This is a genomic window from Roseburia sp. 499, assembly GCF_001940225.2.
Lineage (GTDB): Bacteria > Bacillota > Clostridia > Lachnospirales > Lachnospiraceae > Petralouisia.
In genome coordinates, this window is the sequence record NZ_CP135164.1 from 324,281 (window position 1) to 344,474 (window position 20,194).

The window sequence follows — 20,194 nt, forward strand, 5'->3', positions numbered from 1 at the left end:
GGAAATATGCAGTTACAGGCAGTTTTACATGTCCCATTGTCAAACTATGCTTTTGCAGTAGATGAAAAATCTCTGGTGATACGTCTTCGGACTGCGAAGAATGATATGCAGCAGTGTAGTTTGTACTATGGGGACCGGGTCTGCGAAAAAGACCCCATTGACGTGACAGAAATAAAAATGAAAAAAATCGCTTCAGATCAATTATTTGATTATTATGAAGCTATGATAGAAGATGACTACACAAGAGTGTGTTATTATTTTGAACTGGTAGAAGGAAAGAGCCACATTTTTTACAGTGGTTATGGATTCAGTCAGAAAATGGAATGTTCCAGAACTCAGTATTTTCAGTTCCCGTATATCCGTAGGGAGGATATACCGCAGATTCCTGATTGGGCAAAGGGAATGGTAATGTATCATATTTTTCCGGATAGCTTTGCTACGGAGAAGAATCACATATCAGAAAAGGAAGTTTGTCTGGAAAAGGACGGAAAAATTTATAAAAGCTATCAAGGGGGAACGTTGAAAGGTATTCTGGAATCTGTGGATTATATTGCAGAATTGGGTGTAAATTGTGTATATCTCAATCCGATATTTGCAGCGGAGTCCTATCACAAATACGATACCATTGATTATTTTCGGATAGACCCTTGTTTTGGAACGTTGGAGGAATTCAAAGAACTGGTGGCTGAGCTTCATAAAAGAAATATCCGTATTATTTTGGATGGTGTATTTAATCATTGTGGAGCTGGGTTCTTTGCATTTCAGGATGTTTTAGAATATGGCGAAAATTCTCCTTATAAAGACTGGTTTTATCAAATGGAATTCCCTGTTCATTATGGGAAACCGTTGAATTATGAGGCATTTGCTTATGTAAAAGAGATGCCGAAACTTAATACGGGAAATTCGGAAGTAATGAAGTATTTTCAAAAAGTTGGTACTTGGTGGATAAAAGAGACAGATATTGACGGCTGGCGATTAGATGTAGCCAATGAAATTAATCATGACTTTTGGAGGGAATTTCGAAAGGCAGTACGAGCAGTGAAACCGGATGCTATTTTAATCGGAGAAATCTGGGAAGATTCGGAAAACTGGCTGTTAGGAGATCAGTTTGATTCTACTATGAATTATACGTTTTCTTATATTTGTCGGGAATTCTTTGCAGAGCATACCATTTCTTTGAAAGAGTTTGATGAAAAAATTAATCGAATGATTTTGCGATACCCGATGCCGGTAAGTCTGGCACAGATGAATTTTCTTGATACCCATGATGTTCCAAGATTTTTGTCTTATTGCAAAAATGGGGCAGTGGACTTGAAACAAGCAGTGTTTTTTATGATGATGTGTGTGGGAATCCCTTCCGTATTCTATGGCGATGAGCAGTTGATAGAAGGTGTGACAGAACCGGAATATCGCAAGCCTATGCCTTGGAATCACCGGGATAGAGAGATGGAAATCTTTTTTGCAAAATGGATTGGGATTCGAAGACAGCTCCCGGCATTGCGAGAGGGCAGATATGAAACGGCATTAGTAGAGGAAGAAACAGGAATCTATGGATTTTGGCGATATACAAAGGAGCAGAGGCTGTTAGTTCTGATGAATACCTCAGAACAAGAGCAGCAGGTGAATCTGTTGGGGATTATGAGTGAGATAAACGGTGTATGGAGTGAAGATAGAGTATATACAGATGCAGAATCCGGAGTGCAAGGGGAAGAAAATATAATAATCATACCGGAAAAAACAGGGAAAGTGCTGATTATTTAGCACTTTCCCCGTCTTTTCTTGTTTTATCCAAAGAGGACATAACTACTTTATAGGTATGTTTACCAAGTCCTTTTGCTTCATATAAAGCCTTATCTGCTGTCTTATACAAATCGGAAAATTGTAAATCTTTACTATTTACAGTGACAATTCCTGCGCTACAATGAACTTCAAGGGAGATACCATCTTCAACATGTTCAAAGCATATTTCCTTGAAAATTTCAGAAAATCTTTCTGTACTATCCTTAGAATCACCGGATAAGTATAATATGAATTCATCGCCACCAAGTCGTCCAAATACATCATCATCTGTTATTTTTTGGGAAACGGTATGGCTGATGTTTCGAAGTAATTCATCTCCGACCATGTGTCCAAAGGTATCATTGACTGTTTTGAAATTGTCCATATCAAAAATTACAAAGAGGCCATTTCCGTTGGATTCTATATGCTTACAGATTAATTCTTCAGCATATCGTCTGTTCCATATCTGTGTCAGAGAATCGATTCGGGCGTACATAATGTTTTTCATCTTTTCTGCCATCTCGGTGGAACAATCTTTCAAGAGAATAAAAATTCTTTCAAGAGAGGAAAGGTCTGAGGTTGGAAGAAAAACAAAGATTAATCTCAGCCATATGATTTCATCTTTCTTACGTTTGATTCGTACTTCCGTTTTAAGGATATAATCCCTGTTTTTAAGGCGCCTTCGAATATCCAAACTACGGAACATATCCATTTTCTCCCAATCTTCTTCCACAACGTGGTTAGAACAGATATCCCAGAACCATTGGTCCATGTTGAGAAATTCAGTTTTTCTGTGAAATAGCTGTTCATATTTGTCTTTGTCGTATAAAAAGACATTATCATTGAATCTATATTCCATGGTCAAATCGTACATAGTGTCAATTAGCCTTTGGTAGGTAGAAGCTGTTACTATATTGGAACCGGATAAAAGGGTCTTCCGTTTGGGGTTCGTTATATGGACACTTGCAAAGGATATGTTATCATCTTGTAAGGTACAAAGGACGGTGACATCAACAACAATACGGTCTGAAGACGCAAAACGAGAATCTTTAAGCACGATTCTTGCAAGAACCATGCATTGATAGGGAGTCTGTATATATCCATTATAATACTCCGTTTCAATCTGGAATTCTTCTTCCCAATCGGGGGTACAAAGTCCGATTAATGGAATATCTTCCATAGAGGAACGGTTTAAAAATAACGTAGAATCTTTTTCTAACAAGTATTTTTCACAAGCTTCTTTTACGGAAGCAATGGATAAATCGTATAAGTTGTTTTTTGTACCCATTGTGCTCTCCTTGCTACAAAATATATTATAAATATTATAGCATTTTTAACTGGATTCGCAAAGAGCAAATTTAACTATTCATTTGTGGAATTACTTTCTTCTCTTACAATATAAAGAGGTCTCTTCTTATTTTCCAAATAATCCTTTGAAAGATATTCCCCCAGAATAAATACCATAAGCATCTGTAAGCTACTCAAAAACATTACAATGGAAATTACAATCAGCCATGTTTTGGGATGAAAAGCAGCGGTAAGTCCAAGTCCGGCAGAAAGCAACAGGAAAGCAAGTCCTAAAACACCGGAAAGTTTCAAAGGAGCGGTGGAAAAGGAAAGAATACCGTCAAAAGCATAGGAAAACAGACTTTTGATGTTCCACTTAGTTTTTCCTGCAGCTCGTTCCACATTTTGAAATTCAATCCATTTGGTTTCAAATCCCACGAAGGAAAAGATGCCCTTTGTATAGCGGTTGTATTCCTTCATTTCCAGAATCGCATTTACCATGCGTCGATTCATCATACGGAAGTCTCCGGCGCCATCACTCATATTCATATGAGTCAGTTTTTGAATCACATGGTAAAAGCTTTTAGAGAGAAAACTGCGAAGGAATCCATCACCTTCTCTACCTACGCGTTTTCCGGCGCAACAATCATAACCTTCCTTGGAAACAGTTTTGTACATAGCGGGAAGCAGCTTGGGAGGATGCTGTAAGTCTGCATCCATCAGTACGCAGTAGTCCCCGGTGGCTTCTGTCAGACCTGCATACATGGCGGCTTCTTTTCCAAAATTGCGGGAAAAAGATATGTATTTGCAACAATTATCCTGATAAGAAAGAAGGCGGAGAATATCTAATGTATGGTCTTTGCTTCCATCATCAATAAAAACAAATTCGTAAAGGGTATCTGGAATTGCACTTACAATCTTTTGGGTTTCCTGATAAAAGGCAGGAAGTACCTCTTCTTCATTAAAACATGGAACAATGATGCTAATTTTATTCATGGTGTATCGCTCCTTTCACAAAAATATGACACTTACAAATAACATAATTTCCAATAATAGTTACGATGCTGACTGCTAATTTAGAAAGCAGTGGTGGAAAATGCAACTGTTGAATAAAACAAAACAGCAGAAGGTTTTCTAATAATAAAGTAATAAAACGCATGGAAACAAAAGAAAATGCCTCCTGTAATACTCGATTTTGGGAATGAAAAACCATTTTCCGATTGACGATATAGGCAAAAGTAACGGCAAACATCCAGGCAATGGTGTTGGATACGAGGTAATTCCAATTCAGGTACAGTAGAAAAATGTAGACCACATAGTTTACTGCAGTGGTAGCAGCTCCGGTAATTCCGTATCGAAGAAGTTCTAATAGAGATTCTTTTTTCATAATCGTTTCCTCTTTTCTCTTTCTAATGTAATAAAAAATAGCAAAATGCTGACAAGGCTTAAGAAAATTCCGGCATTTTTTCCGGGCGGAGAATAAAAAATCGTAATTTCATGGGTTCCTGTGGCGAGAGGAAACCCTACGAAGCCTTCATTTATATTTTCAATGGTGACGGCCGCTCCATCCACATACGCCTGATAACCGGGACGGTAGGGAAGGGAAGTGACGAAGTAGCCCGTTTCCTTCAATGTAGCAGTTCCTTTTAAAATGGCATTTCCTTTTTTGGTGTCTGAGGAAAATGGCAGAATGCTGTTGTTACCAATACAATTTGGGTCAGCCGTATAGGCATGGATATTGGAAATAGAATAAGTCCCTTTTGATAAGGTAATATTTAATTCTGTCAATTCATCAGCATCAGAAAGGATGTAGGTAAAGCAGTCATTATGGTTTGGGTAAGGTGCGTCTTTTCCCGATAATTTGTTTCTGGTGCCGTTAATCTCTATGGTGACTTCATCTTCGTTAGGTGAGATTACATCAAAATATAAAATCAATATTTGATTTTTATATTTTTCATCTAGCGGAATCGTAACAAGAGATTCTTCCTTGGAGGAAAAGGAGTAATTATCCTTCCATGTCTGCTCCAAAGGAGTGATGCCATTTGTAGTAGTTTTTTCGTTGTCCTTACAAGCGGAGGTTGAATCGGAAATTAGGGTATAATTTGTCAATGCCATCAGATTGTAAGGAAAATCCAATTGCCGGTAATCCTCTTGACACAGCGTTTGGGTACTGGTATAGGCAATAGGAAGTACCTGCGGATTTTCAGCAATCACCGTTTTTTGGCCGGATGAGTCGCAATCCGAAGCAATTATCTGATACCCCAGAGGTAGATAATTTGGCTTTGTCTGGATGTAACGAATTCCCATTAAATAGGAAAAAAATGGATTGGCATCTGTCATCAATGCTACTCTGTTTCGGATACGGATGGGATTGCGTATCATATTGTAAAAATAATCAGCGTAGTTGCTGCTGGTTACCGAGGAATACAGATTTGTACTTCCGATACCTTGTACTGCAGTCAGGTTTACTGTGGTAGCAGGTGTTGTCAAATAGTTAAAACGATAATTGCGGTCAAAGTTCAAGTCTGACAGTGTTTCTTGGGAAACACGATTCTGCCGATTATCATCTGCGGTAATATAAGTTTCCGTTTTGTTTATGGTAAGAAATACAAAAAATGGAAAAACAGCCAATAATAAGTAACTCAGGGCAAAATTTCGGGGGGATTTTTGGTCCACCATATGGCAGATGAAAAGTGCACCAGCCATCAGTAGAAAATCCACAATAACTGTTCCAGGGGAATCATGAAAAACAATAGGAACTAAACAGCCAATAAAAATCAGCGGATTATGGTGGATTTTTGCCTGGTGTAGTTCTTCTAATGTTTTTGCGCAAAGCAAAAGGAAGAGTGGAACCAGCGGAATCAGTACTTTATATCGTATATATAGTAGGCCGCTTAATATATAAGGTACGAAGTTAAGTGTCAGACACAGGAGTAGTACAATGCCAAGAATCCGGGTGGATTTGCGGCGAATGCTTAACAGCAGAGTATACAGGCAAATTAAGGTAAGACCGCAGCTGTATCCGCTATATAATAAGGAATTCATGGATAGGTTAGTGCCTAAAATTTTTGTCAGAGCAATCGAAGCACCGGAGGCTTGCCGATTGGAAAAAATAAGGTCTAATCCGGTAGGAATGAGCAAAACCGCAGCCATACCAATGGATAGCAGGACGGAAACGGAAAACTTTGCAAATAGCGTTCCAAATTCCCGATTTTTCCAACCCTTTTTGGAAGGGGAATGGCGGTATAGGAAATACATCAGGCATACAAACAGTGCCGAAACGGAAAAGTAGTAGCTATGTAGGTATAGCAGGAATAAAGAGAGAACCAGCAAGGTATGTTTTCCTTTTTCTAACAGGCGGTCAATTCCAAGTAGTGCAAGGAACAAAAACGGAAGGTAGTTCACAAACATAATCTGGTGGTGTGCCTGATAGGTAAATCCGCCACAGCTAAAAAGTAATGTACCAAGAAAAGCGAAGAAAGATGCAGATACATGACGCTTTAGCCAAAAGTAGCAGAGGTTTATGGCAGCAATCATTTCTAAAATAGCGTAAGTAGAAATAATGTATTTCATGGAAATTCCGGGTAAAAGAAAGGAAATCAAAACATCCGGTCGTAAAAGTCCGTAATAAGAAATATCATAAATATTACTTCCACTACCCAACAACGTGTAGTCTGGAAGAATTCGTCCGGTTTCGTAAAAAATCTGACGGAACTGCTCTGCAAGAGCCACATGCTGGCTAAACCAATCTCCTTCGGAACCGTAGATACAGCCGGTTGGAATTGTAAGCATTAGTAAAAGAATAAAAATAAAAGTCAACAGGCATGGATAAAATAATTTCGCCTGAAATAGTTTTTTCATAAGTAACTCCTCCATAAATTATTCCATATCGTTTATAAAAGGAAGTATAACAGTTATTTTTTAAAATCTTACATAAGGAAATCTAAAGAATTCTTAAGAAAGTCCGATTTTTTTCTAAAGTAGTGTATAATATCGAAAGAAAGAAGAGAAAGATGGAAGTGTTACCTTCCTTAAATGGAGAAAGTTATGAATGAAAAATCAAGAATTTTGGTTGTAGATGATAATAGTGAAATACGAGAGGTTATCAATATTCTTTTGTCAGGAGAAGGATATGAGGTAGAGGAAGCCGGTGATGGTGCCGAGGCACTTCAAAAAGTTCAACAAGAGGAGTATGATCTTATTATATTAGATGTAATGATGCCGGGGTTAAATGGCTATCAGACCTGTATGGAGATTCGTAAAAATAGCAATGCCCCAGTTCTATTTTTGAGCGCAAGGTCTCAGGTTGAGGATAAAACCATGGGATTTTCCAGTGGTGGAGATGACTATCTGCCGAAGCCATTTTCCTACAATGAACTTGTGGGAAGAGTAAAGGCATTGATGCGTCGCTATCAGGTATATAAGGGAAAGGAAGAAACTGTCGGAACAGAGATGGACAGAACGATTGAAATATCGGGAGTTCGCATTGAAAAAGGGCAGGAGAGAGTTTTTTACGAGGGGGAAGAAATAGAACTTACCGATATAGAATTTTCTATTTTATGTCTGTTGGCAGAAAACAGAGGACAGATTTTTTCCGTACAGAGGATTTATGAAAGTGTATGGCAGGAAAACTATTACTACGGAGCATCTAATACCGTAATGGTACATATTCGAAATCTCCGGAATAAGATAGAAAAAGATCCACATAATCCGGAAGTTATTAAGAATATCTGGGGAAAGGGGTATCGTTGTGAGTAAGAAAAGTTTACCGGAATTTACTACCAGATTATCTTTCCGTTTATTTTTATTGGTATCTATATGTGCTATTTTGTGTTGCAGTTGTTTTCGTGTATTAATGTTACGAGAAACAGACGTCTTCAACTGGATGACAGAAAGAGGATTTTATACTATAGACACAAAAAAAATTATAGAAGATGTAAGTGGAAGAACAAACAACATAACATTTAAAGGAAAAAGTGAAAAGGAAATATTAGAAACATTGAATCTATATTCCTACGATGATGGATATACAGGATTGTATATTTATGAAGATGGTACATATAGATGTGGGATTTCTCCCGGTGTATGTGATGATTATCAGATAAAACATTTTTGGTATGGTGAGTTAGATGTTTATCCGGATCAAGAGGATATTGCAGAGATTGAATTTTCTGATACCACTGTATTATTGGTAATTTATTCTTATCAAAGTGTAAGAATGGGAGTACCATATCTCGTAGTTTCCCTAATGATTAGTCTTTTGTTCTTTATACCGGTGATTTTATATATGCGAAACCGCATGAAATATATCGGAAAGTTAAAGCAGGAGATTCTTGTTATGGCAGATGGTGATTTGGATAGCAAAGTTACTGTGAAGGGGAAAGATGAAATCGGGATTCTGGCGAGAGAATTGAACAAGATGCGAAGCGCCTTGAATGAAAATATTCGAAAGGAAGAAGAAGCCAGAAAATCGAATCATGAACTGATTCGGTCTATATCTCATGATTTAAGGACGCCAATGACCACGATGTACGGCTATTTGGAAATATTAGAGCATAAAAAATGTACGGAAAGTCAACAACAAGAATACATCAGACGTTGCGTTCAAAAAATGGAAGAGATACGATTGCTGTCGGATAAGATGTTTGAATATGCTTTTGTGTATGGAACGCAGGAAGAAGAAGCACAAACGGAACTGTATGTGGAAGAACTGTTAGAGGAGTTGGAAAAAAACGGACAGTTTTTGGAAATGAAGGGGTATGAAGTTATTTACGAAATGGAAGGACAGGGCAAGCTTCTGGGAAGTAGGAGCTGTTTTCAAAGAATCTGGAATAATCTGTTTTCTAATATATTGAAATATGGTGATGCACCCATCTGGATGAAAACATATGTGGAAAAAGGCAACATTGGAATTAAAATTGTGAATAAAAAAAGAAAAAATAGGGTGCAGGTGGAAAGTAATAAAATTGGACTAAAAAGTGTAGAAAAAATGGTAGAATTGCAAAATGGAAGTTTTTTTGTAACAGAGGATGAGGAGAACTTTGCTGTTACGCTGCAGTTCCCTCTCCTTTAGCAAATGCTAATATCCACGAATGGCATCGTGACTATCGTCTGTGGTGTTTTCGATTTTACGAATCACAATATAGTAACTATAGTTATCGTTTACCGTTACTTCTACACGGTCACCAACTTTTTTTCCTAAAATCGCTTTTCCGATGGGGGATTCCGTACTAATCAAATTTTTCATGGAATTTCCCCGGATGGAAGTGACGAGACGAAAAACTTGTTCTTCGTCATCTTCTTCAAAGTAGACAGTTACAGTGTTGTTGATGCCTACTTCATCATCTTTGGAAGCATCAGATACAATTTCGGCAGTTTTCAGCATACGTTCCAGGTATCGGATGCGGCTTTCATTCTTGTTTTTGTCCTTTTTGGCAGCATGATATTCAAAATTTTCACTCAAGTCTCCGTGAGCACGGGCTTCTTTTACGGCTTCAATCGCTTCTTTTCGAACCACTAGTTTGCGGTGTTCGATTTCTTCCTGAATTTTTTTGACATCACTTTCAGTTAATTGTTCCCTCATAATAAACTCCTTGCTATAGTTATTTTACAAATTTTTCGATAGCATCCTTTAAGTCATCCAGCGCCTGATTATCTCCGTGTTCTACTGCATCTACAATACAATGGGAGATATGATCTTCCAAAACAATTTTTCCGATGTTATTGATAGCAGAACGTACAGCTGCAATCTGAATCAAGACTTCGCTGCAATCTCGACCGTCTTCTATCATACGTTTTACTGCTTCCATATGTCCAATCGCACGAGACATGCGGTTCAGTACCATTTGAGTATTTTCGTGTTGATGTGGATGTTGATGTGGATGAGGGTGACTGTGTTCCGCAACCACTTCTGTCGTAGTTTTTTCTGACATAAGAAACCTCCATAAAAAGCGCTTTCATAAGGATTAAAATATGGTTTTCATTATACACAAAAAAAGAAAAAAAGGCAAACAATTATAGCTCGCCCTTGTGGTTAGAAGATTTTTGGGATTTATTATCTAACTTCTGATAAAACATAGCTTGTTCAATTAAAAGTTCCTGACGCTCTGGGAGAAGAGTGCGATAAAGACGAATTAAGGTTCCTTCTGCGCTATTCAGAGAAGAAGGGATGGGCTTCTTTTCGTCAGTAAGACCTAAAAGATAATCAGTGGAGACATCAAAATACCGGGCGAGACGAATCAGTGTATGAAAATCCGGTTCCCTGTGGTTATTTACATACCCATTTAAAGTGGTAGCGGCAATATGAAGTTCTGTAGAAAGTTGTTTTTGTGTAATATTGTTTTCTTCTATCAGATTTTCAAGCCGGACACTGAAATTCATAAAATGACCTCTCTTTTCGCAACATTTAGATAGAGATATCTTACTAAAAGTGTTACCTGAAAAAAGAAAAAATACTCATAACGAGTACGAAGATACGCGATATGAGAAGTTATTTCTTTTTAGTCGTGGAATCCATGTCCTGATCATAATAAATGTGTGCCTGCTTTAAAAGATAATTTTGTTCTCTGGGCTTGAGGGCACGATAAATACTGATTAAATCTCCCTCTTCATTATTGTAATCATCAGTAGGAGTAGAGGGGAGACGTAGATTAGTAATGCCTAAAAGATAGTCTGTAGAAACATCGAAGTATGTTGCTAGATCAATCAAGGTAGTAAAATCGGGCTCTCGATTTCTGCGTAAGTAGCCATTCAAAGTAGAAGGTGCAATATGCAGTTCCTTGGATAATTGCTTTTGACTAATATTTCGTTCTTCAAGTAAATTTTCCAGGCGGGTGCCAAATTTCATATAATACCCCTTTCCGCATCCTTTGTACTAAATAAAGATAAACTTAGCAATATTGTACGCGGAAAATATTGGTAAATAATAAAAATGCGCAAAATGCAGATGTGATTCACAAACGTGAATTTAGAGGCTGGCACAAACTATTGCCAACCTCCATCTAAGGTGATAATCTGACCTGTAAGATAAGAAGTGGAAGTTAATAAGGAAAAAGCCAGTTCTGCCACTTCCTCAGAACTTCCAAAGCGTCCGGCTGGAATTTCTTCGCAGAGAGCGGCACGTTCTTCTTCGGAAAAGCACTGATTCATTCTGGTGTCGATAACACCACAGGCGATGGCGTTCACAGAGATACCACTGGGAGCCAGTTCCTTTGCCAGTGCTTTTGTAAAAGTATTCATTCCACCTTTAGAAGCAGAATAGGCAACTTCACAGGAAGCGCCAATTGCTCCCCAGACAGAGGAAATGTTTAGAATTTTACCTGATTTGTTGTGGACCATGTCAGGAATGGCATATTTACAACAACAAAATACAGAAGTAAGATTTGTTTGAAGAACACGGTTCCATTCCTCGAGTGTCATATCAGAAAGAAGACCAATATGAGAAATACCGGCATTATTTATAAGGACATTAACGGAACCAAGTTCCCGACGAATTTGTTCAAAAGCTGACTGAACAAAAGTTTCATCTCCTACATCCCCTACAAGGGGCAGACAGGAAATATGAAAGGTTTCCTTTAATTCACAAGCAAGAGAAAATAATTCTTCTTTGGAAGAATGACAATTTATGGCTAGAGACCAGCCTTCTGAGGCTAGTTTTTTTGCAATGGCGCGTCCGATTCCATGAGAAGCACCAGTGATAAAAGCAATATTTTGTTTCATAGAACACCTCGACAAAAGTTAATGTGTTGTGAGTAGTAACTAAAAGAAGAATATCATAAAAAGAAAAAAAAGGAAATGTTGTATTCATTTTGGAAATATGTTATAATAATTTCAGACAATATTTTGTCGAATAAACGGTAAAGGGGTTGGGCATCATGCGTATAACCATCAGCGGAAGAAACATTGAAATTACACCTGGATTAAGAGAAGCGGTAGAGGAGAAGCTATCGAAATTGGAGCGTTATTTTACTCCGGAGACAGACGTCATTGTAACCCTGAGTGTAGAAAAAGAACGTCAGAAGATTGAAGTTACAATTCCGGTAAAGGGGAATATCATTCGTTCCGAACAGGTAAGTAATGATATGTATGTTTCCATTGACCTGGTTGAAGAGGTTATTGAGAGACAGCTCAAGAAATATAAGAATAAGATTGTAGACCAGAAACAGGCAGCGGCAAACTTCCAGAAAGAATATATTGAGAAGGAAGTAGAGGATGATGACGAGATTAAGATTATCCGAACCAAACGTTTTGGTATGAAGCCAATGTATCCGGAAGATGCATGTGTACAGATGGAATTGCTTGGACATAATTTCTTCGTATTCCAGAATGCTGAGACAGAAGAAGTAAATGTTGTTTATAAAAGAAAAGGCAATACATATGGTTTGATTGAACCGGAATTCTAAAAGTAAATATGGAATGTATAAAGGATATCGCTTCGGCGGTATCCTTTTTTATCATATAGGAAAGAAATTGGTGTTGGGTGTAAAAAGTGTCACCTTGTTGTAAAAAATGCTGAAATCCTTCCTAAGTTCTTGTCACACCGCATAAAATGGTTTAATATGAACACTTGGAAAAGTATCATATTTAATGGATTATGTAAACCTAGGAGGTTCTAAAATGAATATAGTAGTATTAGCCGGAGGATTAAGTACAGAGCGAGATGTATCTTTTGTTACAGGAAACATGGTAAGCAAGGCATTGCGCAAAAACGGACATAATGTAATTTTGTTAGATGTTTTCATGGGTTATAGTGACAAACCGGAGGACTTAACAGGAATTTTTGAACGTTCTCAAGAAGTCAGTGTAGAAGTAACAAGTATTCCATCTACTGCACCGGATTTAGAGGCGGTAAAAAAGAGCAGAAAAGACCAGTCTGACTGTTTCTTCGGACCGAATGTTATTGAGCTTTGCCGCATGGCAGACATTGTATTTATGGCACTTCATGGAGAAAACGGAGAAAATGGTAAGATTCAGGCAACATTTGATTTGTTTGGCATCAAATATACCGGAACAGGCTACTTGAGCAGTGCTCTTGCTATGGATAAAGGACTTTCCAAGCGTCTGTTTCAGGCAAACGGTATTCCAACTCCGGCAGGAATTTCCATGAAAAAGGCAGAGTGCGAACGTGATTTTAAGAAAACGGGACTGACTCTTCCATGTGTGGTAAAGCCATGTTGTGGAGGTTCTAGCATCGGTGTTTCCATTGTACGGACAGAAGAAGAATACAATCAGGCATTAGAAGAAGCATTCCACTGGGAAGAAGAAGTGGTAATTGAAGACTATGTAGAAGGAAGGGAATTTTCCGTAGGTGTGATTGATTTTAAGGCATTACCGGTTATTGAGATTGCGCCAATTGAAGGATTTTATGATTATAAAAATAAATATGCGGCAGGCAGTGCAGTAGAGACATGTCCGGCAGAATTGCCAGAGAACGTAACAAAAGAAATGCAGCATTACGCAGAAGAAGTTGCAAGAGTATTAGGATTGAATACCTACTCTCGTATGGACTTCCTATTAAATAAGGATAATAAGATGTTCTGTTTGGAAGCAAACACATTACCGGGAATGACACCGACCAGCTTACTTCCACAGGAAGCACAGGCAGTAGGGGTGAATTTTGAACAGCTTTGCGAACAGTTGATTGAAATTTCTTTAAAGAAGTATCAGTAAAAAAGATAAGAGGTAGCTTTATGAAAAATATGACATTGGAAAACATCGCAAAGGCTTGTGATGGAACTTATGTGGGAAGTGACACAGAACGTAGTGTAGAGATAAAAGGAGCTGTAACAGACAGCCGTCAGGTAGAAGAGGGATATTTATTTATTCCAATAAAGGGAGCAAGAGTGGATGGACATGACTTTATCCCGCAAGTGATAGAGCAGGGGGCAGCTGCTGTTTTATCGGAAAAGGAACTGACGGATTGTAAGAAACCGTATATTTTAGTAAAGTCCAGTGAACAGGCATTAAAGGATATAGCGGAATTTTATCGGGAACAGCTTACAATACCAATCGTGGGAATTACCGGAAGCGTGGGAAAAACCAGCACCAAGGAAATGATAGCATCTGTATTGGCACAGAAGTTTAAGGTACTAAAGACCGCTGGAAATTTCAATAACGAGATTGGGTTACCGCTGACACTTCTTCGAATTCGGGAAGAGCATGAAGTAGCAGTAGTGGAAATGGGAATCTCTGATTTCGGTGAGATGCATCGTCTGGCAAAAATGGCAAAGCCGGACATTTGCGTTATGACCAATATTGGTATCTGCCATCTGGAAAATCTGAAGACCAGAGATGGAATCTTAAAAGCGAAAAGTGAGATTTTTGATTTCTTAAAACCGAATGCTCATATTGTACTAAATGGAGCAGATGATAAGTTGTCTACCATTGGAATTGTGAAAGGTGTCACTCCTGTTTTTTATGCCGTAGAGGGAGAAAAGCAAAAAGAAAAGGTAGATATTTTTGCATCAGATATTCAAAATCTGGGATTAAAGGGAGTGGAAACAAAGATTCATACTGCGCAGGGTGAAATTAATGCCCATATTCCAATTCCGGGACAGCACAATATCTATAATGCCATGGCAGCAACTGGTGTGGGGCTTGCATTGGGACTTACGCTGGATGAAATCAAAGCAGGAATTGAATGTGTAGAAACCATTGGTGGAAGAACGAATCTTTTGGACATTAATGGTATGGTAGTGATTGATGACTGTTATAATGCTAATCCAGTTTCTATGCGAGCATCTATTGATGTATTAAAAAACGGATTGGCAAGAAAAATTGCAGTTCTGGGTGATATGGGAGAACTGGGAGAAAATGAAAAGCAGTTACATTATGAAGTGGGACAGTATGTGGCAGAGAGTCAGATAGATATGCTGTTTTGCAGCGGAACACTTTCTGAGGAGATGGCAAAGGGTGCTAAAGAAAACGGAAATTGTCAGGTATACCATTTTGGTACGAAAGAAGAAATGTTGTCTAAGTTATTAGAAACATTAAGAAAAGAAGATACCGTTCTGGTAAAGGCATCTCACTTCATGAATTACCCTGAAATTGTAGAGGCAATTAAAAATTACAAAAAATAGAAAATTAATACTAGACAAATGGCGGTCAGAGGACTAAAATAGGATAAACGAATAGTACGATAGAATACTATAACTACAGGTTATAGCACCTATTATATGAGGAAATGAAGGAGGATGCTATTATGGAAAAAAAGGATTTCGATTGGTCTAATCTTGGATTTGGTTATATACAGGCCGACAAGAGATATGTATCGAACTATAAGAACGGTGCATGGGACGAAGGAACATTAACAGAGGATGCAAACATTGTATTGAATGAATGTGCAGGTGTATTCCAGTATGCGCAAACTGTATTTGAAGGTCTGAAGGCATACACAACAGAGGATGGACATATTGTTACTTTCCGCCCTGACTTAAATGCAAGCCGTCTTGCTGATTCTGCAAGAAGATTGGAAATGCCGGTATTCCCGGAAGAACGTTTTATTGATGCAGTTCAGAAGGTCGTAGAAGCAAACGCAGCATATGTTCCACCATATGGCTCCGGAGCAACCTTATATATCCGTCCTTACATGATGGGAACAAATCCGGTTATCGGAGTAAAACCGGCAGATGAATATCAGTTCAGAATTTTTGTTACTCCTGTTGGACCGTACTTCAAGGGCGGTGCAAAGCCAATTACCATCCGTGTTAGTGATTTTGACCGTGCAGCACCACACGGAACAGGTGATATTAAGGCGGGATTGAACTATGCAATGAGTCTTCATGCCATTGTTTCTGCACATGAAGAGGGATATGACGAAAATATGTATCTGGATGCAGCAACCAGAACTAAGGTAGAAGAGACCGGAGGAGCAAACTTTATCTTTATTACAAAGGATGGAAAATTGGTTACTCCAAAGTCAAATTCTATTTTACCGTCTATTACACGTCGTTCCATTATGTATGTAGCAGAGCATTATCTTGGAATGGAAGTAGAACACAGAGAAGTATACTTAGATGAAGTAAAGGATTTTGCAGAAGCAGGACTTTGCGGAACAGCAGCAGTTATTTCTCCAATTGGTAAGATTGTTGATCATGGTAAGGAAATTCTTATCCCAAGTGGAATGGATGAGATGGGACCTGTAACCAAGAAGTTATATGATACCTTAACTGGAATCCAGATGGGACACATTGAAGCTCCGGAAGGATGGATTAAGAGAATCTTGTAAGAATACGATATAGTGTAAAAATATACAAAAGACTCCCGGGTATATCCCGAGGAGTCTTTTGTGTATTGATAGAATTACAACAACTCGCTGTGTGTTTCTAACATTTCTTCAATTTTCTTCTGGGTATAAGCACCCAGGAATTTTTTCTGGTCTTTATCCAAATCTTTTAGATAAATAGGTTCACCATACTGAACGATAACATGACATTTTTTTACTCGTGGCAAGTGATTTTCCAGAATTTCACCGGTATTAGAAATTGCAATCGGAACAATGGGGCATCCTGATTTTTCTGCCATTTTCATGCTTCCCTCTTTAAAAGGAGCCATGCCTTGTTCCGGGTGTTTATTTCTAGTACCTTCCGGAAAGATGCACATGGAAATACCATTTTTAATCTGTTCAATTCCGGTTAACACCATCTTAAGACCAGCCTTGATGTCCTTACGGTCTAAGAACAAACAGTACAGGCGCTTCATCCAAATGTTAAGTCCGGGAACTTTTTGAAGCATATCCTTGGAAACATAACCGGTCAATCCGGGACACATGGAGTATGTAATGATGATGTCAAAATAACTTTGGTGATTTGGGATATAAAGCACTGCCGTATCCTTTGGAATATTTTCCTTTCCAATGACGGTGATTTTGGTTCCGGCAATAAAAAGAATTACTTTAAATGCCCATTGAACAATCCGTAGGCTGCTAATATCTGCCGCATAGGGATTGAATTTTTTTATAATCCACTCCACGAACTGAATAGGGAGTGAAATAATTAGAAACAAAATAACAAAAATTAAAATTAAGATTAAACGTATCATAACAAATCCTTTTCCTTCTATTATAATCTTGGAATTCTTTCTTATTATACAAAGATATGTTGGGAAATACAATCATAAATATGTGAACTTTTCATATAATAGAAGAAAAGTGGTGGGATGTTGGATAGAGTGAGAAGAAAAAGAACAGTAGCAAGAGTTTTGACATTTCTGGGAATGGGAATGTTTTTTATAAATCTTTTGGGGTGTGGTATGGAAGAAACTGCAACCAAGAAGTTAAAGGATATTGAATTTACTGTGATAGACCAGTCAGAAATTCCTCAGGAGCTTTTCAGTACCATGGAAGAAAAAAAGAAAGAAGGGTTTAAACTGACTTACGCAGATGAAAAAAATCTTTATATCGCTGTGGGCTATGGTGAGCAGAAGACAGGTGGTTATAGCATATCGGTAGATGAATGCTATCTTGCCGAGAATGCTATCTATTTTGGAACGACGCTTACAGGGCCGGAAAAGGGAGAGAAGGTAAATGAAGTGGCTTCTTATCCTTATATTGTGGTAAAAGCGGAGTATATTGATGAATCGGTCGTATTTGAATAAAAAATAGTAAAAAGGTAGTTGACATGAATACGTTACTGTGTTAAACTGATAAACAGTTGAAAAGAGAAAAATCAATGAGCAAGAAGAGTACCATAGAAATGGTCTTTACAGAGAGTCGGCATTTGGTGGAAGTCGATAAGAAAGTTTTATGGGAATGGGTTTGTGAGATGCAAAGCGAACTAATAGTAGCGGATGCCGTGTCCTCACGTTACAGAGGTAAGATATCATGTGTATCGGATTGAGATTATAGAATTGGTGGCGAGATATTTCTGATTTGGAATATCTCTTTTTTATTTTTAGAAGCTACGATTCTATAATGAAGCAGGGTGGCACCACGACCAAATATCGTCCCTGGTAAGAGCAGAAATGTTTTTACCAGGGATTTTTTTATCATATAGGAAAGTTCATTGAACTCCCCTATATGATAAAAACGCTCCGCTAAGGATGCACAGCTCGCGGAGAGGAATTTTGTCGTAAACGACACCGCTCGCGCGCGGCGAATTCTGCAAGCGGAACTCTTTTTTATAGAAAGGAGCACAACATGAAACGTATTTTAAGAGTATACAAACGAACCGTAAGTATTGTAAATGAAACAGCAATTGGCATGTATGAAAAACTGGCAGGAGGAAAGAAGGGATTCCTGTTGGAAAGCTACGATAAGAACTATGACCGTTATACCATCTTTGGAGCAGAACCGGAGGAAATCATTACATCAAGAGGAAATGCACTTGTAATTAAGCATGGAGAGCAAGAGGAAGTCAGAGAGGGAAATCCCTTAGAGTTGTTGAAAGAGTACTACAACGAATTTGAAATTCGAAAAGATGTAGATGGACTTTCCTTTAACGGCGGATTAGTCGGCAATCTGGGATATGATTTTGTGCGGTATTCCGAACAGTTGCCGGATGAAAATCCGGATGAAATCGGAATCGAAACCGTTCAGATGATACTGATGACAAAGTTCATTGTAGTGGATCATGTGGCAGAGACATTGACTGCAGTGGTGTTAGAGGAAGACAGCGAAGAAGGAAAGAAACGGGCAAAAATGTTAGCAGATGAAATGATTCAGGAAGTCAGAACGGTTGGAAGTCAGAAGAACACAGAACGGAAATTTGTTCATGACGGAAAAATTGTAAAGAAATCCGATACCTTAGAGCAGTATAGCAAAAAGGTAGAGAAGATAAAAGAATATATCAGAGAAGGTCATATTTTCCAGACGGTACTTTCCCAACGTTGGACTATTGAGACCGGACAGGAAGGATTTGAACTTTATAAGGAGTTAAGAGAACTTAACCCGTCACCTTACCTTTACTACTTTAATTATGGAGGCTTTGAAGTAATCGGAAGTTCACCGGAAATGATTGTGAAACAGCAGGGGGGAAGAGTTTTCACCTGTCCTATTGCCGGAACCAGAAAGCGCGGAAAAGATGTGGAAGAAGATGCAGTGTTAAAGGCAGACTTGTTGGGAGATGAAAAAGAACGTGCCGAGCATGTGATGCTGGTGGATTTAGCAAGAAACGACATGGGAAGGATTGCAGAGTTTGGAACCGTAAAAGTGACACAGTTTATGGAAGTGCAGAATTACTCTCATGTAATGCATATCGTGTCCATGGTAGAAGGTCGGAAAAAGGGAGAGTATCATCCGTTTGATTTAGCAGCCTCCTTCCTTCCGGCGGGAACTTTGAGTGGAGCACCAAAGATTCGTGCCATGGAGATTATCGATGAATTGGAAGAAAGCCGCAGAGGACTTTATGGTGGCGCTACCGGATATATTGATTTCGATGGTGATATGGACTTCTGTATTACCATTCGAACCATGGTAAAGAAAGGAAACAAAGTTTATTTGCAGGCGGGTGCCGGAATTGTAGCGGATTCCAAGCCGGAAATGGAATATCAAGAGTGCTGTAACAAAGTTATGGCTTTGGCAAAAACGTTGGTGGAAGAAGAAAATCTGTAAGGAGGAGAGAGCATGATACTTTTAATTGATAACTATGATTCCTTTACTTATAACCTATATCAGTATATGGGAATTTTCACAGAGGATATTAAGGTAGTGCGTAACGATAAAATTACAATAGAAGAGATAGAGCAGTTACAGCCGGAACGGATTGTATTATCTCCGGGACCGAAGAATCCCAAAGAGGCAGGTATCTGTATGGATGTGGTAAAAAAATTTTACGACAAGATTCCAATCCTTGGTATTTGCCTTGGACATCAGTGTATTGGAGAAGCTTTAGGCGGAACGGTTTCCTATGCTAAGAATTTGTATCACGGAAAACAGTCTGTTATCCATCATACAGGAGAAAGTATTTTTACCGGAATCAATACGCCGGTTAAAATTGCAAGATATCATTCACTGGCAGTACAAAAGGAAGACTTGCCGGAATGTTTGAAAATCTTAGCAGAAACCGAAGATGGGGAAATCATGGCGATGCGCCATAAGGATTATCCGGTGGTAGGACTTCAATTCCATCCTGAATCTATTTATACAGAGCATGGAAAACGAATGATAGATAATTTTGTAAACGGAGTGATGTAG

20 protein-coding genes and 1 other annotated feature are annotated in these 20,194 nt (G+C 38.4%); of the genes, 10 read left to right on the forward strand and 10 right to left on the reverse strand.

The features are described from left to right. Positions 1-6: 6 nt before the first annotated feature. Positions 7-1,761: a glycoside hydrolase family 13 protein gene (locus tag BIV20_RS01780; RefSeq protein WP_075721404.1), complete on the forward strand. Its 1,755-nt coding sequence runs from the start codon at positions 7-9 to the stop codon at positions 1,759-1,761. Here BIV20_RS01780 and BIV20_RS01785 read toward each other — a convergent pair. The 4 genes from BIV20_RS01785 to BIV20_RS01800 form a co-directional block, all read right to left on the reverse strand. Beyond that, positions 1,754-3,067, reverse strand: a complete 1,314-nt coding sequence (locus tag BIV20_RS01785; protein WP_075721403.1) for a GGDEF domain-containing protein — start codon at positions 3,065-3,067, stop codon at positions 1,754-1,756. The genes BIV20_RS01780 and BIV20_RS01785 overlap by 8 nt on opposite strands. 74 nt (positions 3,068-3,141) lie before the next feature. Continuing rightward, the gene (locus BIV20_RS01790) at positions 3,142-4,062 is read right to left on the reverse strand and encodes a glycosyltransferase family 2 protein (protein ID WP_075721402.1); all 921 of its coding nucleotides are present in this window, start codon (positions 4,060-4,062) and stop codon (positions 3,142-3,144) included. After that, positions 4,055-4,453 carry a GtrA family protein gene (locus tag BIV20_RS01795; protein ID WP_075721401.1) on the reverse strand — a complete coding sequence of 133 codons (399 nt, stop codon included), beginning with the start codon at positions 4,451-4,453 and terminating at the stop codon, positions 4,055-4,057. The genes BIV20_RS01790 and BIV20_RS01795 overlap by 8 nt, the downstream gene beginning before the upstream one ends. Then, positions 4,450-6,927 carry a YfhO family protein gene (locus tag BIV20_RS01800; RefSeq protein ID WP_075721400.1) on the reverse strand — a complete coding sequence of 826 codons (2,478 nt, stop codon included), beginning with the start codon at positions 6,925-6,927 and terminating at the stop codon, positions 4,450-4,452. The genes BIV20_RS01795 and BIV20_RS01800 overlap by 4 nt, the downstream gene beginning before the upstream one ends. A 186-nt stretch (positions 6,928-7,113) precedes the next feature. On the opposite strand from BIV20_RS01800, the gene BIV20_RS01805 reads away from it, so the two are divergent. Continuing rightward, on the forward strand, positions 7,114-7,824 hold the full coding sequence (locus BIV20_RS01805) for a response regulator transcription factor (protein WP_075721399.1): 711 nt from the start codon (positions 7,114-7,116) through the stop codon (positions 7,822-7,824). Next, entirely contained in the window at positions 7,817-9,139 is a 1,323-nt protein-coding gene (locus tag BIV20_RS01810; RefSeq protein ID WP_075721398.1) for a HAMP domain-containing sensor histidine kinase, read from the forward strand. Before BIV20_RS01805 ends, BIV20_RS01810 begins: the two co-directional genes overlap by 8 nt. Positions 9,140-9,145: 6 nt before the next feature. Here BIV20_RS01810 and greA read toward each other — a convergent pair whose 3' ends face one another. The 5 genes from greA to ymfI form a co-directional block, all read right to left on the reverse strand. Further along, the gene (gene greA, locus BIV20_RS01815; protein WP_075721397.1) at positions 9,146-9,649 is read right to left on the reverse strand and encodes a transcription elongation factor GreA; all 504 of its coding nucleotides are present in this window, start codon (positions 9,647-9,649) and stop codon (positions 9,146-9,148) included. A gap of 19 nt (positions 9,650-9,668) precedes the next feature. Then, on the reverse strand, positions 9,669-9,998 hold the full coding sequence (locus BIV20_RS01820) for a metal-sensing transcriptional repressor (RefSeq protein ID WP_075721396.1): 330 nt from the start codon (positions 9,996-9,998) through the stop codon (positions 9,669-9,671). Between the two features lie 82 nt (positions 9,999-10,080). Then, on the reverse strand, positions 10,081-10,446 hold the full coding sequence (locus BIV20_RS01825) for a helix-turn-helix domain-containing protein (protein ID WP_075721395.1): 366 nt from the start codon (positions 10,444-10,446) through the stop codon (positions 10,081-10,083). 109 nt (positions 10,447-10,555) lie between these two features. Next, positions 10,556-10,912, reverse strand: coding sequence for a helix-turn-helix domain-containing protein (locus tag BIV20_RS01830; RefSeq protein WP_075721394.1), 357 nt, complete (start codon positions 10,910-10,912; stop codon positions 10,556-10,558). Between the two features lie 137 nt (positions 10,913-11,049). Then, positions 11,050-11,784 carry an elongation factor P 5-aminopentanone reductase gene (ymfI, locus tag BIV20_RS01835; protein ID WP_075721393.1) on the reverse strand — a complete coding sequence of 245 codons (735 nt, stop codon included), beginning with the start codon at positions 11,782-11,784 and terminating at the stop codon, positions 11,050-11,052. 155 nt (positions 11,785-11,939) lie between these two features. Between ymfI and hpf the strand changes: the two genes are divergently transcribed. The 4 genes from hpf (at position 11,940) to BIV20_RS01855 (ending at position 16,291) form a co-directional block, all read left to right on the forward strand. Next, positions 11,940-12,467 (forward strand): ribosome hibernation-promoting factor, HPF/YfiA family, encoded by a 528-nt coding sequence (hpf, locus tag BIV20_RS01840; RefSeq protein WP_075721392.1) that lies wholly within the window; start codon positions 11,940-11,942, stop codon positions 12,465-12,467. A 214-nt stretch (positions 12,468-12,681) separates the two neighbouring features. Beyond that, positions 12,682-13,734 (forward strand): D-alanine--D-alanine ligase family protein, encoded by a 1,053-nt coding sequence (locus tag BIV20_RS01845; protein WP_075721391.1) that lies wholly within the window; start codon positions 12,682-12,684, stop codon positions 13,732-13,734. A gap of 20 nt (positions 13,735-13,754) precedes the next feature. Further along, positions 13,755-15,143 (forward strand): UDP-N-acetylmuramoyl-tripeptide--D-alanyl-D-alanine ligase, encoded by a 1,389-nt coding sequence (locus tag BIV20_RS01850; RefSeq protein ID WP_075721390.1) that lies wholly within the window; start codon positions 13,755-13,757, stop codon positions 15,141-15,143. Positions 15,144-15,247: 104 nt separating this feature from the next. Further along, positions 15,248-16,291, forward strand: coding sequence for a branched-chain amino acid aminotransferase (locus BIV20_RS01855; protein ID WP_278335684.1), 1,044 nt, complete (start codon positions 15,248-15,250; stop codon positions 16,289-16,291). Positions 16,292-16,365: 74 nt separating this feature from the next. On the opposite strand, the gene BIV20_RS01860 is transcribed toward BIV20_RS01855, so the two are convergent. Beyond that, entirely contained in the window at positions 16,366-17,103 is a 738-nt protein-coding gene (locus tag BIV20_RS01860; RefSeq protein WP_075721388.1) for a lysophospholipid acyltransferase family protein, read from the reverse strand. A 129-nt stretch (positions 17,104-17,232) separates the two neighbouring features. Between BIV20_RS01860 and BIV20_RS01865 the strand changes: the two genes are divergently transcribed. The 3 genes from BIV20_RS01865 (at position 17,233) to BIV20_RS01875 (ending at position 20,194) form a co-directional block, all read left to right on the forward strand. Further along, positions 17,233-17,658 carry a protease complex subunit PrcB family protein gene (locus BIV20_RS01865; RefSeq protein ID WP_242939854.1) on the forward strand — a complete coding sequence of 142 codons (426 nt, stop codon included), beginning with the start codon at positions 17,233-17,235 and terminating at the stop codon, positions 17,656-17,658. 65 nt (positions 17,659-17,723) lie between these two features. Continuing rightward, positions 17,724-18,014: a binding site (T-box leader), on the forward strand. Positions 18,015-18,199: 185 nt separating this feature from the next. Then, the gene (gene trpE / locus BIV20_RS01870) at positions 18,200-19,612 is read left to right on the forward strand and encodes an anthranilate synthase component I (protein WP_075721386.1); all 1,413 of its coding nucleotides are present in this window, start codon (positions 18,200-18,202) and stop codon (positions 19,610-19,612) included. 12 nt (positions 19,613-19,624) lie between these two features. Continuing rightward, positions 19,625-20,194 carry an anthranilate synthase component II gene (locus BIV20_RS01875; protein ID WP_075721385.1) on the forward strand — a complete coding sequence of 190 codons (570 nt, stop codon included), beginning with the start codon at positions 19,625-19,627 and terminating at the stop codon, positions 20,192-20,194.

What these genes read in the sequence shown, in the direction of transcription:
- BIV20_RS01780 (WP_075721404.1), top strand. Translation starts at nt 7, where the DNA reads ATGCAGTTACAGGCAGTTTTACATGTCCCATTGTCAAACTATGCTTTT.
- BIV20_RS01785 (WP_075721403.1), bottom strand. Translation starts at nt 3,067, where the DNA reads ATGGGTACAAAAAACAACTTATACGATTTATCCATTGCTTCCGTAAAA.
- BIV20_RS01790 (WP_075721402.1), bottom strand. Translation starts at nt 4,062, where the DNA reads ATGAATAAAATTAGCATCATTGTTCCATGTTTTAATGAAGAAGAGGTA.
- BIV20_RS01795 (WP_075721401.1), bottom strand. Translation starts at nt 4,453, where the DNA reads ATGAAAAAAGAATCTCTATTAGAACTTCTTCGATACGGAATTACCGGA.
- BIV20_RS01800 (WP_075721400.1), bottom strand. Translation starts at nt 6,927, where the DNA reads ATGAAAAAACTATTTCAGGCGAAATTATTTTATCCATGCCTGTTGACT.
- BIV20_RS01805 (WP_075721399.1), top strand. Translation starts at nt 7,114, where the DNA reads ATGAATGAAAAATCAAGAATTTTGGTTGTAGATGATAATAGTGAAATA.
- greA (WP_075721397.1), bottom strand. Translation starts at nt 9,649, where the DNA reads ATGAGGGAACAATTAACTGAAAGTGATGTCAAAAAAATTCAGGAAGAA.
- BIV20_RS01820 (WP_075721396.1), bottom strand. Translation starts at nt 9,998, where the DNA reads ATGTCAGAAAAAACTACGACAGAAGTGGTTGCGGAACACAGTCACCCT.
- BIV20_RS01825 (WP_075721395.1), bottom strand. Translation starts at nt 10,446, where the DNA reads ATGAATTTCAGTGTCCGGCTTGAAAATCTGATAGAAGAAAACAATATT.
- BIV20_RS01830 (WP_075721394.1), bottom strand. Translation starts at nt 10,912, where the DNA reads ATGAAATTTGGCACCCGCCTGGAAAATTTACTTGAAGAACGAAATATT.
- ymfI (WP_075721393.1), bottom strand. Translation starts at nt 11,784, where the DNA reads ATGAAACAAAATATTGCTTTTATCACTGGTGCTTCTCATGGAATCGGA.
- hpf (WP_075721392.1), top strand. Translation starts at nt 11,940, where the DNA reads ATGCGTATAACCATCAGCGGAAGAAACATTGAAATTACACCTGGATTA.
- BIV20_RS01845 (WP_075721391.1), top strand. Translation starts at nt 12,682, where the DNA reads ATGAATATAGTAGTATTAGCCGGAGGATTAAGTACAGAGCGAGATGTA.
- BIV20_RS01850 (WP_075721390.1), top strand. Translation starts at nt 13,755, where the DNA reads ATGAAAAATATGACATTGGAAAACATCGCAAAGGCTTGTGATGGAACT.
- BIV20_RS01855 (WP_278335684.1), top strand. Translation starts at nt 15,248, where the DNA reads ATGAAGGAGGATGCTATTATGGAAAAAAAGGATTTCGATTGGTCTAAT.
- BIV20_RS01860 (WP_075721388.1), bottom strand. Translation starts at nt 17,103, where the DNA reads ATGATACGTTTAATCTTAATTTTAATTTTTGTTATTTTGTTTCTAATT.
- trpE (WP_075721386.1), top strand. Translation starts at nt 18,200, where the DNA reads ATGAAACGTATTTTAAGAGTATACAAACGAACCGTAAGTATTGTAAAT.
- BIV20_RS01875 (WP_075721385.1), top strand. Translation starts at nt 19,625, where the DNA reads ATGATACTTTTAATTGATAACTATGATTCCTTTACTTATAACCTATAT.